This is a genomic window from Streptomyces sp. T12, from assembly GCF_028736035.1.
Taxonomy (GTDB): domain Bacteria; phylum Actinomycetota; class Actinomycetes; order Streptomycetales; family Streptomycetaceae; genus Streptomyces.
Genome location: NZ_CP117866.1, coordinates 5,775,769 through 5,789,800 on the forward strand (window position 1 = coordinate 5,775,769; position 14,032 = coordinate 5,789,800).

General features: G+C 69.4%; 14 protein-coding genes and 2 pseudogenes. 11 read left to right on the plus strand and 5 right to left on the minus strand.

Going from position 1 to position 14,032, the window contains the following annotated elements; all coding sequences use genetic code 11:
• Positions 1-5 precede the first annotated feature (5 nt).
• Positions 6-155, plus strand: coding sequence for a hypothetical protein (locus PBV52_RS25960; RefSeq protein ID WP_274241410.1), 150 nt, complete (start codon positions 6-8; stop codon positions 153-155).
• Positions 156-188: 33 nt separating this feature from the next.
• On the opposite strand, the gene PBV52_RS25965 is transcribed toward PBV52_RS25960, so the two are convergent.
• Positions 189-605, minus strand: coding sequence for a helix-turn-helix domain-containing protein (locus tag PBV52_RS25965; protein ID WP_162952060.1), 417 nt, complete (start codon positions 603-605; stop codon positions 189-191).
• A gap of 107 nt (positions 606-712) precedes the next feature.
• On the opposite strand from PBV52_RS25965, the gene PBV52_RS25970 reads away from it, so the two are divergent.
• The 5 genes and pseudogenes from PBV52_RS25970 to PBV52_RS25990 all read left to right on the plus strand — a co-directional run.
• Positions 713-1,426 (plus strand): DsbA family protein, encoded by a 714-nt coding sequence (locus PBV52_RS25970; RefSeq protein ID WP_274241411.1) that lies wholly within the window; start codon positions 713-715, stop codon positions 1,424-1,426.
• Between the two features lie 41 nt (positions 1,427-1,467).
• The gene (locus tag PBV52_RS25975) at positions 1,468-2,112 is read left to right on the plus strand and encodes an FMN-dependent NADH-azoreductase (protein WP_274249577.1); all 645 of its coding nucleotides are present in this window, start codon (positions 1,468-1,470) and stop codon (positions 2,110-2,112) included.
• Between the two features lie 25 nt (positions 2,113-2,137).
• Positions 2,138-2,800 carry an NAD(P)-dependent oxidoreductase gene (locus PBV52_RS25980; RefSeq protein WP_120051525.1) on the plus strand — a complete coding sequence of 221 codons (663 nt, stop codon included), beginning with the start codon at positions 2,138-2,140 and terminating at the stop codon, positions 2,798-2,800.
• A gap of 56 nt (positions 2,801-2,856) precedes the next feature.
• Positions 2,857-3,558 carry an SDR family oxidoreductase gene (locus PBV52_RS25985; RefSeq protein WP_274241413.1) on the plus strand — a complete coding sequence of 234 codons (702 nt, stop codon included), beginning with the start codon at positions 2,857-2,859 and terminating at the stop codon, positions 3,556-3,558.
• 223 nt (positions 3,559-3,781) lie between these two features.
• A pseudogene (locus tag PBV52_RS25990) lies at positions 3,782-3,973 on the plus strand (flavoprotein); the annotation flags it as partial.
• Positions 3,974-4,021: 48 nt separating this feature from the next.
• Here PBV52_RS25990 and PBV52_RS25995 read toward each other — a convergent pair.
• The 4 genes and pseudogenes from PBV52_RS25995 to PBV52_RS26010 all read right to left on the minus strand — a co-directional run bounded on the left by PBV52_RS25995 (position 4,022) and on the right by PBV52_RS26010 (position 8,383).
• Positions 4,022-5,695 carry a mobilization protein gene (locus PBV52_RS25995; protein ID WP_274241414.1) on the minus strand — a complete coding sequence of 558 codons (1,674 nt, stop codon included), beginning with the start codon at positions 5,693-5,695 and terminating at the stop codon, positions 4,022-4,024.
• Positions 5,692-6,192 carry a plasmid mobilization relaxosome protein MobC gene (locus tag PBV52_RS26000; RefSeq protein ID WP_274241415.1) on the minus strand — a complete coding sequence of 167 codons (501 nt, stop codon included), beginning with the start codon at positions 6,190-6,192 and terminating at the stop codon, positions 5,692-5,694. Before PBV52_RS26000 ends, PBV52_RS25995 begins: the two co-directional genes overlap by 4 nt.
• A gap of 639 nt (positions 6,193-6,831) precedes the next feature.
• Positions 6,832-7,521: pseudogene (locus tag PBV52_RS26005) on the minus strand (hypothetical protein).
• On the minus strand, positions 7,508-8,383 hold the full coding sequence (locus PBV52_RS26010) for a helix-turn-helix domain-containing protein (RefSeq protein ID WP_274241417.1): 876 nt from the start codon (positions 8,381-8,383) through the stop codon (positions 7,508-7,510). The pseudogene PBV52_RS26005 and the gene PBV52_RS26010 overlap by 14 nt, the downstream one beginning before the upstream one ends.
• Positions 8,384-8,862: 479 nt before the next feature.
• Here PBV52_RS26010 and PBV52_RS26015 point away from each other — a divergent pair, with 479 nt between their 5' ends.
• The 5 genes from PBV52_RS26015 to PBV52_RS26035 all read left to right on the plus strand — a co-directional run bounded on the left by PBV52_RS26015 (position 8,863) and on the right by PBV52_RS26035 (position 13,358).
• A complete protein-coding gene (locus PBV52_RS26015) occupies positions 8,863-9,120 on the plus strand; it encodes a helix-turn-helix domain-containing protein (RefSeq protein WP_274241419.1) in 258 nt (85 codons plus the stop codon).
• A gap of 141 nt (positions 9,121-9,261) precedes the next feature.
• A complete protein-coding gene (locus tag PBV52_RS26020) occupies positions 9,262-9,474 on the plus strand; it encodes a helix-turn-helix domain-containing protein (protein WP_210551118.1) in 213 nt (70 codons plus the stop codon).
• A complete protein-coding gene (locus PBV52_RS26025; RefSeq protein ID WP_274241421.1) occupies positions 9,474-10,625 on the plus strand; it encodes a site-specific integrase in 1,152 nt (383 codons plus the stop codon). The genes PBV52_RS26020 and PBV52_RS26025 overlap by 1 nt, the downstream gene beginning before the upstream one ends.
• 199 nt (positions 10,626-10,824) lie before the next feature.
• The gene (locus PBV52_RS26030; RefSeq protein ID WP_274241423.1) at positions 10,825-12,882 is read left to right on the plus strand and encodes a GNAT family N-acetyltransferase; all 2,058 of its coding nucleotides are present in this window, start codon (positions 10,825-10,827) and stop codon (positions 12,880-12,882) included.
• Positions 12,879-13,358 (plus strand): ASCH domain-containing protein, encoded by a 480-nt coding sequence (locus PBV52_RS26035; protein ID WP_246890211.1) that lies wholly within the window; start codon positions 12,879-12,881, stop codon positions 13,356-13,358. The genes PBV52_RS26030 and PBV52_RS26035 overlap by 4 nt, the downstream gene beginning before the upstream one ends.
• Positions 13,359-14,032 lie beyond the last annotated feature (674 nt).

Here is a 14,032-nt window from a genome sequence, read left to right on the forward strand (position 1 = left end):
GCGGTATGAGCCAAAGAGTGCCGGTGCCGCACAACGAAAAGTGCCAGATCACCGACGAGCAAGTCGGCTTCTTTCCGGTCGTGGTCTTCAGCGGCGGCAGCCCCACCGTCGGTGGCAACGGCTGGACCGTGGCCCCCTCGGCCACGGCCTGCTGACGCCGAGCCGGCCGAGGCGGTGGGCGCCGCGGTTCAGGACCGTGACGGGGATGCTGCGGCGCCCGGGCGGGAGCGGTTGGCGCGGATCTCGTCGTGGTGGTGGGCCGCCCAGCCGATCAGCTGCTTGACGATCTCGTTCAGACCGCCGCCTAGCGGGGTGAGGGCGTACTCGACGCGCGGCGGCACCTCGGCGTAGGCGGTGCGGCTGATCAGGCCGTCCTCGGTGAGCTGGCGCAGGGTGTGGGTCAGCATCCGCTGGGAGATGCCCGGGATCTGGCGCTGCAAGTCGGTGTAACGCATCGGGCCGACCTCCAGGACGGCGATGATCAACATGCTCCACTTGTCACCCACGCGGTCGAGGACCTGGCGGATGAAGGCCATGTGATCGGCGGGGATGCTCGCGCACGGCCCGACCGCCGCCGCCATCCCGGTCTCCGCGCTGTCCTGCATGGCGCCCATTCCTCTCTGTCACGCACACCGATGTGCCTTTTGTACCGCCTTCCATACTGGCGCATCATGGCGTTACGAACAAATAAGAGGAATTGGAGGTCGGGGCTATGAAAGTAGAGATCTGGGCCGAGGTCACCTGCCCCTGGTGCGGGCTTGGCAGCCACCGTCTGGACCGGGCCGTGGAGCGATTCGAGCACAGCGACCAAGTGGACGTGGTCCACCGCTCCTTCCCGCTGGCTGGCGGCTTTCCCGCCGACCGCACGGTCAGCGTCAGCGAGGCCCTGCTGAGCAAGCACGGCATCAGCGGCACGCAGGCCAAGGCGGCGACCCGGCAGATCGAGACGCTCGCCGGCGCCGAGGGCCTGAGCCCCTACCGGGTGCTGGACAACGTCGTCGGCAACACCGAGCTGGCCCACGAGTTCCTGGCCCACGCCTCCGCCGAGGGCAAGAACCGCGAAGCCTGGGACACGATCTTCCGTACCTATTTCGGCAAGGCCGAGCCGGTCTTCGCCCTGGACGACCTGCTCCACCTCTCCGACGAGCTGGGCCTCGACCGCAGCCTGACGCGCCAGGTCCTCACCGACCGCCGCTACCGCACCCAGGTGAAGGACGACGCCCGCCGCGCTCAGGGCTTGGGCGCCACCGGCGCTCCGTTCATCGTCGTCGACGGCCGCTACGGCGTCCCCGGCGCGCAGGACAGCGACACCCTGCTCGACCTGCTGCAAACGGCCTGGGACGAAACCCACCCCATCATCCTCACCCCCGTGGGCGACGCCCCGGGCTGCGGCCCCGACGGCTGCGCCGTCCCCGCCCGTCCCTGACCCCTCACCATTCCCCCGTCTCGTTGAAAGGCACCACCACCATGTCGTATCTGCTGCACATCGACTCGTCCTCGCTTGGCGAAGCCTCCGTCTCCCGCCAGGTCGCCCAGTCCTTCCGCGACCAGTGGCAGGGCCCGGTCGTCCACCGCGACCTCGCCGTCTCGCCGGTGCCCCACCTGAGCGCCGCGGGCATCACGGCCCGCATCACCGACCCGGCCCAGCACACCCCCGAGCAGGCGAAGGCGGCTGCGCTCCAGGACGAGCTGATCGCGGAGTTCCTCGGCGCCGACGCCTACCTGTTCACGGTGCCGATGTACAACCTCTCGATGCCATCGGTGTTCAAGGCGTGGCTGGACCAGATCATCGTCGACGGCCGCACCCTGAACCACGCCGGTCCCTCTCCCGCCGAGGGACGGCCGGCCGTGCTGATCTCCGCCCGAGGCGGCGGCTACGGGCCTGGCACACCCAATCACGGCCTGGACTACGTGGTGCCCGCGCTGGAAGCGGTCCTGGGCAACCCCAACCTCCTCGGCCTGGACGTGACCGCGGTGACAGCCGACCTGACCATGGCGCCCCACGCCCCGGCGCTGGCCTCGCTCATCCCGCTGCACGAGGCATCCCTGGCCGACGCCCACGACCAGGCCCGCCGTCTTGCCGCCGCCCTCGGCACCCCGAGTGCCGCCTGACCTCTCTTCACTCCAGGTGATTCCCATGACTGACCTGCTCGTGCTCGGCGGCAGCGGCCGCACCGGAACGCACGTGCTCGCCCAAGCCGCCGAGCGTGGGCACCGTGTCCGCGCTCTGGTGCGCAACCCCGGCGCCGTCCAGGCCCCGGACGGCGTCGAGCTGATCCAGGGCACACCCGCCAACATCGACGACCTGCGCAAGGCCGCCCAAGGCACGACCGCGGTCATCAGCGTCCTGAACAACGCCCGGGCCTCCGACAACCCCTGGGCCAAGCCGATCAGCCCGCCGCACTTCATGAGCGACGCGGCCCGCGACACCTTGACCGTGATGGGCGAGCAGGGCATCCGCCGGATCGTCCTGACCTCCACCCAGGGCGCCGGAGACGATTGGGACCGGCTCAACCCCGCGGTCAAGGCCGCGATCAAGCTGTCCAACCTCAAGGTCAGCTTCGCCGACCACGACGGCGTCGACCGCCTGGTCCGAGCCTCCGGCGCCGACTGGACCCTCGCACGGGCCGTCGCACTGACCGACAAGCCCGCCAGCGGCCCGCTGAAGGCCGCCGAGACCGGCAAGACCAAGCCGGGGCCCCGGATCAACCGCGCCGATCTCGCCGGCTTCCTTCTCGATGCCATCGAGCAGGCCACCTGGATTCGCAAGGCGCCGTTGGTGTGGAACGCCAAGGGCTGACCCAACCACCTCATCCGTCATCCACCGTCACTGTGACGGCACTTGGAGGAGTACCCATGCCCAAAGTGATCGTGATCTTCGGTGCCGGCCCCGGCCTCGGCGCCTCCGTCGCCCGTCGATTCGCCGGCGAGGGCTTCCGCGTCGCTCTGGTGGCCCGGCGCAAGGACCGCCTCGACGCGCTGGTCGACCAGCTGGGCGGCGAGGGCATCGAGGCGGCAGGCTTCACCGCCGACCTGTCCGCGCCGGAGGAGATCCCCACGGTGATCGAGTCCATCCGCGAGCGGTTCGGCCGGATCGATGTCATCGAGTACGGCCCCATCCCCAGCGTTGGCTTCACCCCGGCCGCGCGGCTCGAACCGGCCACCCTGATCCAAGACATGCCGCTGCTCGTGCTCACCCCGCTGGCCATCGTCCAGGCCGTGCTGCCCGAGTGGACCGAGCGCGGCGACGGCGCCCTGCTGATGACCACCGGAGCGACCGCGGTCCACCCCATGGCCAACGCCAGCGGCGTCGGCCCGCTGATGGCCGCCGCCCGCAACTGGCTGTACTCCCTCAACGGCGAACTCGCCGAGTCCGGGGTCTACGCGGGCACCCTGTCGGTCGCCGCGTTCATCGGCGGTAGCGAGGCTGCGAAGGCTGCCGGGGCGTCGGGGGCCGCGAGCGAGTTCCCGGTCGTAGACCCGGCCGACCTCGCCTCGCTCTACTGGGAGATGTACACCAAGCGCGACCGGGTCGAGGAGGTCTACCCACAGGCGTAACCCCGCTCCGCGGTGGGCCGCCGATCTGGAAACACATTCCTGACACCGACTGCAACACCGCATAGCTGCGCGGCGTGGCGGTGAAAACCCGCTGGCCCGCACGGCACCGCGACGGTCGCGGCCAGGTTGGAGAAACGGGGCCTGCTGCGCCGCGCCCCGGACCTCACCAACCGGCAGCACCCTGGCCGTTCTCGCTGATCCCAGCCAACCGAGACGAGAACCCGCTCTGGGCATCCTGTGCGAGGCGTACGGCATGGGCATCCTGACCGCTGTCCTGCCGTACCTGAACTCGGCCCAGGCCGCCCACCCCCCCTACCGCCGGAGTCTGGAGCATCTGCGCGAGATGGGCGTTCTGATCGGCGCGTACGAGCCCCACAAGCCCAAGGCCGGCGGCGGAGCCGACCGGTACCGGTGAGAGGAGGCATCGGAACTCCTCGACCCTGTGGTGTCCGTGGCGACGTGATCAGCGCTGTCGTCCCTTGGCCTCCGGAAAGAGCGAGGGCGCGGCCGGGCGCTGCACGGTGTGGCGGGCGTTGGCTGCCTGTGCCTGTGGGCCGGGTGCGTGGCGCTGGCCGAGGCGATGGATGCGCCAGGTCAGGGCGCGGGCGGGGCTGCGGGCGTCGTCCAACGTGCGTTGGCGGACGGCCTGGTCGAGGAGGGCGGAGGCATTGTGGCCTGCCGCCTCCGCTTCAGCGAGCACAGTGGCCAGGGCATCCCAGGCACGGTCGTTGAGGATGCGCTCGGCGTGCTCGGGAACCGCCTGCTGGAGGTGGCGGGCATAGCGGCGCTTGCTCTGCAAACCCGGTGAGCGGTGGGCCAGCCCCACCAAGACGGGTTCCGCGACCTGCGCGTACGCCGCTTGCAGATGGACCAGGGCCTGTTCTGCTGCGGCCTCCTGCTGGGCGTGCCGGCGGGTGCGGTGCCAGTGCACGGCGTAGGCGACGGCGGTGAGCGCGGCGTCGATCAGCATCGCCAGTCCTGTGCCGTCGCCGTGGAGTACGGGGTCGTTCCAGATCGCCTGGACGCTGCGGCGCAGGGCACGGGCACTGGCGTGGTCGGCGGCGATGCGGGAGCGAGTGGCCCGCTCGAAAGCCGCGGCGGCTCGTTCCAGCTCGGCCCGTGCTGCGGCCGGGGCGGTGAGGGAGAGCAGGTCGAGCGCTCCGCCGAGCGCTGAAAGGTGTCCCTGGGCCATGCCGTCGCCGCTGTGGGTGAGGTGGTGGGGGATGCGTTCGGTGGCGGCGGTGGCCTGGTGCCACGGGTTGCCCGGTCGGACGGCGACCGCTTCAGGAGCGGTCGTTGCGAGGCGCTTGCGGATCTGGGGCAGGGAGAGGTCGCCGGAGAGAGTGGAACCGGCGTACCAGATGGGTTCGCCCTGCTTGTTGACGTCGCCGGGCAGGCTGACGCTATAGCCGGACACATCTCCCGACGGCTCTGTCTTCGACCGCACCACCACGCCGGACGCCTCTAGGAAGGCGAAGAACTCGGTCTCCGTAGGGGCGGCGGCCATGGCGCGGCGGACGCGTCGGCGCAGGATCTCGCGGGCGGTGGCGTCCTGGCCCAGGCGCTTGGCCTTGAAGTGTTCCTTGCTGGTGGGGCGTTTGGCGGCGGTGCCGTCGCCGGGCTTCAACCGCCTCAGCCCGTAGTCGATTTCGATCTGGCGGGCTTCGCGTTGGACGGCCCGGATGTCGTAGTCCCGGCGGGGGCGGCGGCCGTCTTGGCGGACGAGGGTGGCGGCTATGTGGATGTGGTCGTCGGCGTGGCGTACGGCCACCCAGCGGCAGGCTTCGTTATCTCCGGCGGGGGCGATGCCGGCGGCGGCCACGATCCGGCGGGCGATCTCCGCCCACTGGGCGTCGGACAGGATGGGGTCCTCGGGGGCGGCGCGGACCGGGCAGTGCCAGACCGTGGTCTGGGGAGCTCGGCGGCCGAGCATGGCCACCGGCTGGTCGAGCTGGGTGTAGAGCTGTTTCTCCACCTCCTTGGGGTCGCGGTGTGGGCTGCGGCCGGGGTCGGGGGCGAAGTCGTTCCAGGACGCGAGCAGGTGGGGGTCGACGTGCTCGTTGGCGTCGCCCTTGCCGAAGAGGTAGGCGATCAGGCGGCGGGTGCTGCCCTTGCCCGTAATGATCTTCGGTATCACCGGCCCTGCCTTCCCTCGGTGACCTGGGCGACGGCAGTGTCCACGTCGTCGATCGACGCTTCGACACGGGCCAGGAGCCGGTGGACGGCGTCCGGCTCGGGCCAGGCGTCGTCCTTGTTCAGGTGCCAGGTGAGCTGGTTGAGATTGTTGCCAATCATGCCCAGCTGGCGGTTGGCGGCCATCAGTGCCTTCACCGTGGCGCGGTAGTCGGCGATCGCGGCGGTGGGGTCCTCGGCGCGGGCTGCGGCGAGCGACGCCTCGGCGACGTATCCGCCGATCTGCATACGGCTGAGCGCGGCGGCGTGGGCGAGGTCGGTGAACTCGCTGTCGCTGTAACGGGGGTGGACGCGGCGCTCACGCAGGCGCGGCTGACGCAGACGGCGCTGCGGCGTCGGCGTCTGTGCGGCGTGGGGCGACGGTCTGGTGTCTCCCGTATCGGTCGGCACCCCCGGGCCGACCGCACCCGGCGCCCCCTCGGCGCCGGGTGCCTCCGCCACCCCAGGGGCGGAGGCCGGGTAAGGACTCCTTACCCGACAACTTGCTGCGCGGTTGTCCGGGGCGACGGGCGTCTCCTGCTGGTTGGTGTCTTCGTGGCGTCGGTCGTGCACGTGTGGTTCTCCGGGGGTGTGGTCGGTAGAGGAGCTGAGCCGCCGAAGCGCCGAGCGATGGCAGATGAGGCCAGTGGCCGAGCGGTTCGACGGTCGCGGGAGCTGCGGTAGGTGCCGTCAGGGGCAGGGCTGTGGTTGCGAGGAGCGCAACGGGGACCGGTCCCCAAGCGCTGAGGCATACGGTCCCCAGACAACGGGGGACGGGATGCGACGCTCATCGGGGACGGTCCCCCTGACACGCCGTCACGGGGACCGTCCCGTTCCGCTGCACGGTCCCGGTCCCCGCGGGGACCGAAGAGGCTGCCGTGGGGACGGTCCCGGTTACCGGGACGCCTCAGGGGACCGGCATAAAGGCCCTCTGAGCTGCATGTTCAGCGGGACCGGTCCCCGGCAGCCGTCGGCACGGTCCTCAAAACGCGGTCCCCGGGACATGGTCCCCCAGCGCAACGTCGGGACCGTGTACGACCGGTTGGGGACCGAGCCGGTCCCAGCCCACGCAACTGCCGCGAGGAGTGAAACGGGACGGCGTCACGCTGCTCGGTGTCGGTCCATCCGGGCAGCGGCGAGGTCGACGCGCGACGGATGGGGAGTGGCACGTACGGCATTGCCCCGGGCGGTTCCGTCAGGGCTCGCCCTGCGCTGACGGCACGGGGAGCCCACGGCCGCGTGGCATCAGTCGCACCGCACGCCGAGCGCGTCCGGGACGCCCGCGGCGACGGCGGTCTCGCGCGCGGCGCGGGCCGGACGGTAGCGGGCCAGGTCGGCGCGTACGGCCGGCGGGATGCACGACCCGACCTCGCGCAGGCGCTCCTCGACGTCGCGAGGCCGGCCACCGCTGGTGATGTGCCGGTACGTCGAAGGGGCGGTCACCCCGGTCGCGACAGCGTTCCGGGACCGGAGCAGCTCGGCACGCCAGGCGACAGGGTCGTCCGGGTCGGCGTCAGGAGTGGGGTCGGTGTGCCGATCGAGACGGTCGCGTCGGTGGGCACGCCATCTACGGACGACGTCCACGGGCAGGATCGGGTACGGCGAGTCGAGGACGTGCGACCGTATCGCCTCGCGGACGTCCCAGCCGTGGTCGGTGGCGAAGGGCACGTCGTCGAGCAGCTCCTGCCACTGGGCGATCTGGTCACGGGCCTCTCCCGTGCCGGTGCGGATGGTGCGGGGGTCGAGGCGCCCGATGTAGGCGAGGACGGCGGCGACTTCACGTCGGTCCAAGGGCGGGATACTCCGTTCCGGTCGGTTCGTCGAGGGCGGCGAGCAGGGCGGCCATGTGCGCTTCGGAGCGCGTCATGCCGGTGGCTGCGGTGTGGGTGCGGTGGGTGCCGCCGGGTAGGGCGTAGAGGGTGGGGCGGCCAGGGGCGGGGGTGTGTTCCCGGGCGATCCACGCGCGCCAGTCGGTGGCCCACGCGGCGGCGGTGCGGGGCGCCCACGGAGTCCGGTAGGCGCGCCACTTCCCGTCGGCGGCGTGCAGGGCGTGCTCGCCGAGTCGGTCAAGGTGGCCGTGGTGCTGGAGCCAGGCACGGGCATCGTCGTCGATCTGCCATTCGAGCGCGGAGATGAGTGGGGCAGAGCTGCTGCTGCTCTTACCGTTCACCTTCGGTTCTCTTCTGTTCTGGGGGTCGGAATCCGAACCCCCACCGGGTCGGTTTCCGTACCCCCTGGGGGCCGGATTCCGTTCCCCGGGGTCGGAATCCGTTTCCCCCTCGACATGCTCGGCAGGGTCGGATTCCGGCCCCCAGAGGGCCGGAATCCGATCCCCCCGCGGGGCCGCATTCTGGTCCCCCTCCTCGGCCTGATCGGCGAGGAATCGGGCGGCGACCGGGAGGACGTAGTACGTCTCTCCCCGTGGCCCCTTGCGGTCGGGGAGCTGCACCAGCTCGCCGCTGGCGATCAACTTGGCCAGGGCGTCGCGTACGGCGGTGCGGGAGGCGTTGGCGCGCTTCATGAGGGTGGGCACGGACGCGTACGCGACGCAGCGCCGGTCACGGCACCGGTCGGCGATCAGGGCGAGGACCATACGGGCGGTTCCCTTGCTGCGGCTGTGGTCCCACACCCATTCGCGGGCGTCGTAGCTCATCGGGCGGCGGCTCCTAGGTCAGGACGGGGAGGTGCGATCGGCCCTCGTCGGGCGGTGCACAGGGAGGGGGTTGCACACAGCCCCGGTCCGAAGGCGCGGGGGAGGGCTGGTGGCGTCGTATGGCCAAGACAGCCACACCCGTGCCACACAAGTCCAGCATTCCACCGGGAAATCAGACAGCTGACGGCGAACGTGTGCTGCGAGGCAGGAACAAAACCATAAACCCGGATCGCCGGTTGCCGAAATAATGCTCCGTCAGGTGAAGCCAGAAGCATCACATCGGGAACCCGTTGACTCCCGCTGAGAGTGCAAGCTACAACACAACATCCCACGTCAGAGCATGTAATCGAGCTGGCGAAGACACCGCCAACCGGATACTCGGAACCCAGCCCAGAGGTAAGCCCCGCCCGTTCGCCGGCGCAACATAGCCGACGATCGCCGGTTAACCAAACCGGCGAATGGAAGCTACAAATGGAGCCATGGCAGCACGATCCCTGGAAATCGGACCGGCCGGAATACGGGCCGCTCGGACCATCGAAATCCTCCGCACCGAACGCGGCCTCGCCCAGCGCGAGCTCGCCGCCCGCGTCACCGCCCTCGGCCGTCCGATGACCAACACGATGCTGTCCCGCATCGAACGTGCCCAACGCCGCTGCGACATCGACGACCTCGTCGCCCTCGCCCAGGCTCTTCGGGTCCCGCCCCTGACCCTCCTCCACGGCATCCGCGCCGCGTAGTCCCAGGCGACGCCCACCGAGCGGCCTGCCACACCGCACCACCCCGAGTAAAGGACCCAACGCCCTTGCGCCGACCCGCAATACCCCCTGCCCTTCCCCGCTCCCAGCGCACCGCGTACACCGCGCAGGAGGTGACCGCTCATGGCTGACCGCCTCCTGACCGTGGCCGAGGCCGGCGACATGCTCGGCACGGGCGAGCGCTTCGTCCGCCGCTTGATCGCCGAGCGCCGCATCCGCTACGTGAAGCTCGGCCGCCCGGTACGCATCCCCGAGAGCGCGATCACCGAGTACGTCGAGGCGCGCACCGTCGAGCCAGTCCGCCGCATCCGTGCCCGCTACGGCAAGGCGGCCTGATGGCGGCACGCAAGCCGCAGCGGCGGCGCGAGTTCGGCACGGTACGCAAGCTCGCCTCCGGCCGATGGCAGGCCCGCTACCTCGGACCGGACGGCCAACGGCACAAAGCACCGGAGACGTTCGAGACCAAGTCTGACGCCCAGGACTGGCTCAACCTCGTCCGCGCGGACATCGAGCGCAGCACATGGCGTGACCCGGACGCCGGCGCGGTCAACTTCGAGAAGTACGCACTCCGTTGGCTGGAGGAACGCGGCCTGGCTCCCACCACCGTCGACCGCTACGACGGGCTTCTCCGTCTCCACATCCTGCCGACCTTCGGCGGCAAGAACCTGGACGAGATCACCCCGCCCTCCGTCCGCACATGGCGAGCCGACCGCCTGAAGGCGACTGGCGCCACCACGGTCGCCAAGTCGTACCGGCTGCTGAAAGCCATCCTGCAGACGGCGGTCGACGACGACATGCTCCGCAGCAACCCATGCCGCATCAAGGGCGCAGGCAAGGAGGAGGCCGACGAACGTCCCACCGCCGCCATCGAGCAGGTCTTCGACCTCGCCGATGCCATGGGCCCACGCTGGCGTCTGATGGTCCTGCTCGGAGCCTTCGCCTCCCTCCGCCCGGAGGAACTGGCCGAACTCCGCCGTCACAGTGTCGATCTCGACGAATGCTCCCTGCGTGTGACACAGGCTTCGCCGGAGCTGACCAACGGCAGGCGCGTTACCGGTGACCCCAAGACCCGGGCGGGCAAGCGCACCGTCTACCTGCCGGACTTCCTGCTCCCGGAACTGCGTCGCCACCTGCAGTGGTTCGCCGAGAAGGGACCGGACGGCCTCCTCTTCATCGGCGAGAAGGGCGCTCCCTTCCGCCGCTCGACCTTCGGCCGCAAATGGCGCAAGGCGAGGACCAGGGTCGGCATGCCGGACAACTTCCGCTTCTACGACCTGCGCCACACCGGCAACACCTTGGCCGCCGACACCGGCGCCAAGCTGAAGGACCTCATGGTCCGCGCCGGCCAGTCCTCGGAGCGGGCCCAGCTGATCTATCAGCACTCGACGGTGAAGCACCAGCGGAGGCTGGCACAAGGCATCGACGCCGAGGTACGGCAGCAGTTGCGAAGCCCTGACGCTGAGGGGCAGCACGCCGAGGAAGCGTGACAACCGTGACCGTACGGATCCCGGTTGGACAGGTCCTGGCCGGGGTCCGTACGGCAGTAGCCGCTCCGTGACAGCCTCTGCAGTACCGTGCGCCCCTCGTGCCCCCTTGAGGGTTGGCCTCGGTTGAGATCAGCTTTCCCTGTATGTACTGACAGGGGAGTTGAGGTCGGCCTTGGCCGACCTTTCTGGAGGGGGAACGATGGCGGTCAAGGTTCTTCCCGCGTCGCCTGCGCAGGTCGAGTTGATCGACAAGGCCGTGGCGCTGGGTGATCGCTACACAAAGACGCTGGGGCTGCTGACGCCTCCCGCGTATCGACAGGCGGCGGAGAACGGAGGGCTCCTGGTCGCCATCGAAGCGGACGAAGTGATCGGCTACGCGCTGTTCGGGCTCCCCAAGAGGAGTGCCCATATACGTCTTGCCCACTTGTGCGTGGCGGAGGAACAGCGCGGCCGGGGTATCGCCCGACTGCTGGTGGAGGCCATCAAGCAGCGCTATCCCCAACGGCTCGGCATCAAGGCCAAATGCCGACGGGACTACGAACTCAGCGACATGTGGACGAGCCTGGGGTTCGTCCCGAACGGTGAGGTGCGCGGACGCGGCCGGGATGGAGAGATCCTCGACGGATGGTGGCTGGACCTCGGGCACCCGGACCTGTTCACAGAGGTGGAGAGCGACGCGCTGCTGGTGGTGACCGTCGACCACGGTGTCTTCGCCGATCTGCGCGGACTCGCGGAAACGGCCGATGCGGAGGAGTCCCGCGCGCTGGAGGCGGGCTGGATGACGGACCTCGTCGAACTCGCCTACACGCCCCAACTGGTCCACCAGATCCGGGACGTCGGCGATACCGCCGAGCGTCAGCACCAGCGGGCAGCGCTCCACGGCCTACGCCAGCTCACCCCTGCCTCCGAGGCTGTGGCCGAACGAACGGCTGAGTTGCTGAAGGCAGCCGCGGAGTCACTTGCAGACCTCCCCGTCGACGCGACACTCCGACGCTGCCTGCACTACGTGGCCGAGACATCGTGCGCCGGCCTCCAAGTCCTGGCCACCCGGAACCCGCTCCTGTCCCGTCTCGCCGACGTGGCTTGGGAAGTCGCCCGAGTCCGCGTCGTATCGCCCTCCACCGTGACGCTCCACGTGGACGAGTTGCGGCAAGCCCAGGTGTATCGCCCGGCCGATCTGATGGGCACGGAGTTCCGGTCGAGCGAGGTGGCACCAGGTGGGGAGGACGAGCTGGTCGCCTTCTTCAACCAGTCGGGCGGCGACGACGGCTCGGCTTTCGCCGAGCGTCTTCGGTCGCTGACCGATGACACAGTCGTGTGGCGTCGAGAGCTGCTGAGGGACGGGCAGGGCCATCCGGTCGCCCTCTACGCATGGGCGTTGGACGGTCGGACTCTGATCGTCCCCGTACTGCGCACCGCAGGCTATCCGCTGGAAGAGACCCTGGCCAGGCAGCTTCTTTTCCTGCTGAAGCGCCATGGGCGCGACTGCGGGGCGGAGATCATGCGCATCAGCGACCCGCACCTCTCCGCCGCAGCCAAGGCTGCCGCTGGGGACGACGGCTTCTTCGAGCATGACGGCAAGTTCGTGGCCCTCCTGGTGAACGTGTGCGGTACGGCAGCCGAGGTGGAGGCGGTGGCCGGCGGACTCGCCCGCGAACTGACCGTGGAAGCGGCCTCACTTCACGCTGGGATGCCGGCCGAGGTGGCCTCTGTGGTGGAGCGCGCTTGGTGGCCGGCGAAGGTCATCGATTCAGAGCTGCCGTCCTTCCTGGTGCCGATTGAACCGCGCTGGTCCACTGAACTGTTCAACGTCCCGGCCATGCTGCTGCCTCGCAGCGACGTACTGGGGATCAGTCGGGAGCACGTCTACTACCGGTCTTCCGGGCACCGAGGCGAGAGCGTTCCCGCCCGTCTGCTTTGGTACGTCAGCAAGGGCACTGCAGGTGTGGACGGCCAGATGGTGGTGGGCAGTTCGCGTCTCGACGAGGTGCTCATCGACACACCTGACACCCTCTTCTCGAAATTCGAACACCTGGGCGTATATGGTCGGGGTGAGGTTAAAGCAGCCGCTGACGCCTCGGGCCGAGCCATGGCGCTGAGGTTCTCGGATACCGAGATCTTCCCCAAGCCGGTGACGCTGCGGCGATTGACCTCCCTCACCAAGGAGCTGGGACTACCGTTGTCGCTGATCTCGCTGTCGAAGATCAGCAACGAGCTGTTCCAGGCGGTCTACAAAGAGGGGCACCGAACGACGTGAACGATCCGGAACGCGCGATGCTGCTGTCCGTCCACCCGCGCTTCGCCACCGCGATCCTGGCCGGCAGCAAGACGGTGGAGGTCCGCCGCCAACGCGTCGCCGCGCCTCCCGGAACCCCAGTTCTGCTCTACGCGACCGCGCCCACCATGGCCCTGGTGGGCATGGCGCGCATCGCCGCGGTACATGTCGCCTCCCCGAAGGATGTCTGGTCGGCCCATCGCACCCAGACGGGAATCACCCGGCGCGAGTACGACGCCTATATGAGCGGCGCCACTCAGGCGAGCGGCCTCACACTGGAGGCCCCCGTGTCCTTCGAGCAACCCGTGCCCCTCAGTGCCCTGCGTGCTGCGGGCACCTTCCACCCTCCGCAGAGCTACCGCTACATGAAGAGTGATGACCTGCGGCAGGTGGCTGTGGCGGGGCCTGTCGCAGGCATCGCCCTGCGCGAGGCGCTGGGAGACCTGGTGCCTGCGTAACGCGAAGGTCGGCCTCCGTCCTATTCGATCGTCCGGGGCACAGGGGTCAATGGATGGTCTGCCGGTCTGATCACGTCACCCGCGAACCGCAGAGATCACGGCGGCTATTGCCGCAATCAAGCCTGCGACTGCGGTGATTCCGGACAGCCACATGCTGACCTTGCGGTGGGTTTCGTCACCAGGCTCGCTCTCAGGTGGGTCGGGAAGTGTCATGGTGGTCCTTCGCTGTGCGCTGCAGCCGTAACGGCTGCTGGTGGCGGCTTCAGGTAGGCCCATGGCAGTCGGAAAAGCGCAGGGCCTTGCTCCGGGCGGGAACCTAGCAACCCTCTGACTAGCCCGTTTCCAGGCGGAATTGATTCCGGCTCACATCGGGGTGCTCCAGCTGCCATACTTGGCCGACACCCCACCTCGTCATGGGATACGTCTATGCTGTGGCATATGACAGAGGGATATCCCTGTCGACTGGAAGGTTGTACCGGGCGGTCGACGCGAAACGGAAGAATCGTGCGCATCGGCTTGGCTGGAAGTCGGCGGTGTCATGGCCGGGGTCCGCTAAGGCGTGTCCGCCGAGGCGCTCCATGCCACGCTCAGTCGAAAATCAGGGTGGCCCAGGGCTGTGCAGCCACCACGTCTCCGTGGTGGGCGCATGTGCCTTGTCGGCCGATGGAGGTCGA

Excerpts from the sequence above, each read along its gene's own strand:
- PBV52_RS25975 (WP_274249577.1), top strand. The coding sequence starts at position 1,468 with ATGTCGTATCTGCTGCACATCGACTCGTCCTCGCTTGGCGAAGCCTCC.
- PBV52_RS25970 (WP_274241411.1), top strand. The coding sequence starts at position 713 with ATGAAAGTAGAGATCTGGGCCGAGGTCACCTGCCCCTGGTGCGGGCTT.
- PBV52_RS25980 (WP_120051525.1), top strand. The coding sequence starts at position 2,138 with ATGACTGACCTGCTCGTGCTCGGCGGCAGCGGCCGCACCGGAACGCAC.
- PBV52_RS26015 (WP_274241419.1), top strand. The coding sequence starts at position 8,863 with ATGGCAGCACGATCCCTGGAAATCGGACCGGCCGGAATACGGGCCGCT.
- PBV52_RS25965 (WP_162952060.1), bottom strand. The coding sequence starts at position 605 with ATGCAGGACAGCGCGGAGACCGGGATGGCGGCGGCGGTCGGGCCGTGC.
- PBV52_RS26030 (WP_274241423.1), top strand. The coding sequence starts at position 10,825 with ATGGCGGTCAAGGTTCTTCCCGCGTCGCCTGCGCAGGTCGAGTTGATC.
- PBV52_RS25985 (WP_274241413.1), top strand. The coding sequence starts at position 2,857 with ATGCCCAAAGTGATCGTGATCTTCGGTGCCGGCCCCGGCCTCGGCGCC.
- PBV52_RS26025 (WP_274241421.1), top strand. The coding sequence starts at position 9,474 with ATGGCGGCACGCAAGCCGCAGCGGCGGCGCGAGTTCGGCACGGTACGC.
- PBV52_RS26010 (WP_274241417.1), bottom strand. The coding sequence starts at position 8,383 with ATGAGCTACGACGCCCGCGAATGGGTGTGGGACCACAGCCGCAGCAAG.
- PBV52_RS25960 (WP_274241410.1), top strand. The coding sequence starts at position 6 with ATGAGCCAAAGAGTGCCGGTGCCGCACAACGAAAAGTGCCAGATCACC.
- PBV52_RS26020 (WP_210551118.1), top strand. The coding sequence starts at position 9,262 with ATGGCTGACCGCCTCCTGACCGTGGCCGAGGCCGGCGACATGCTCGGC.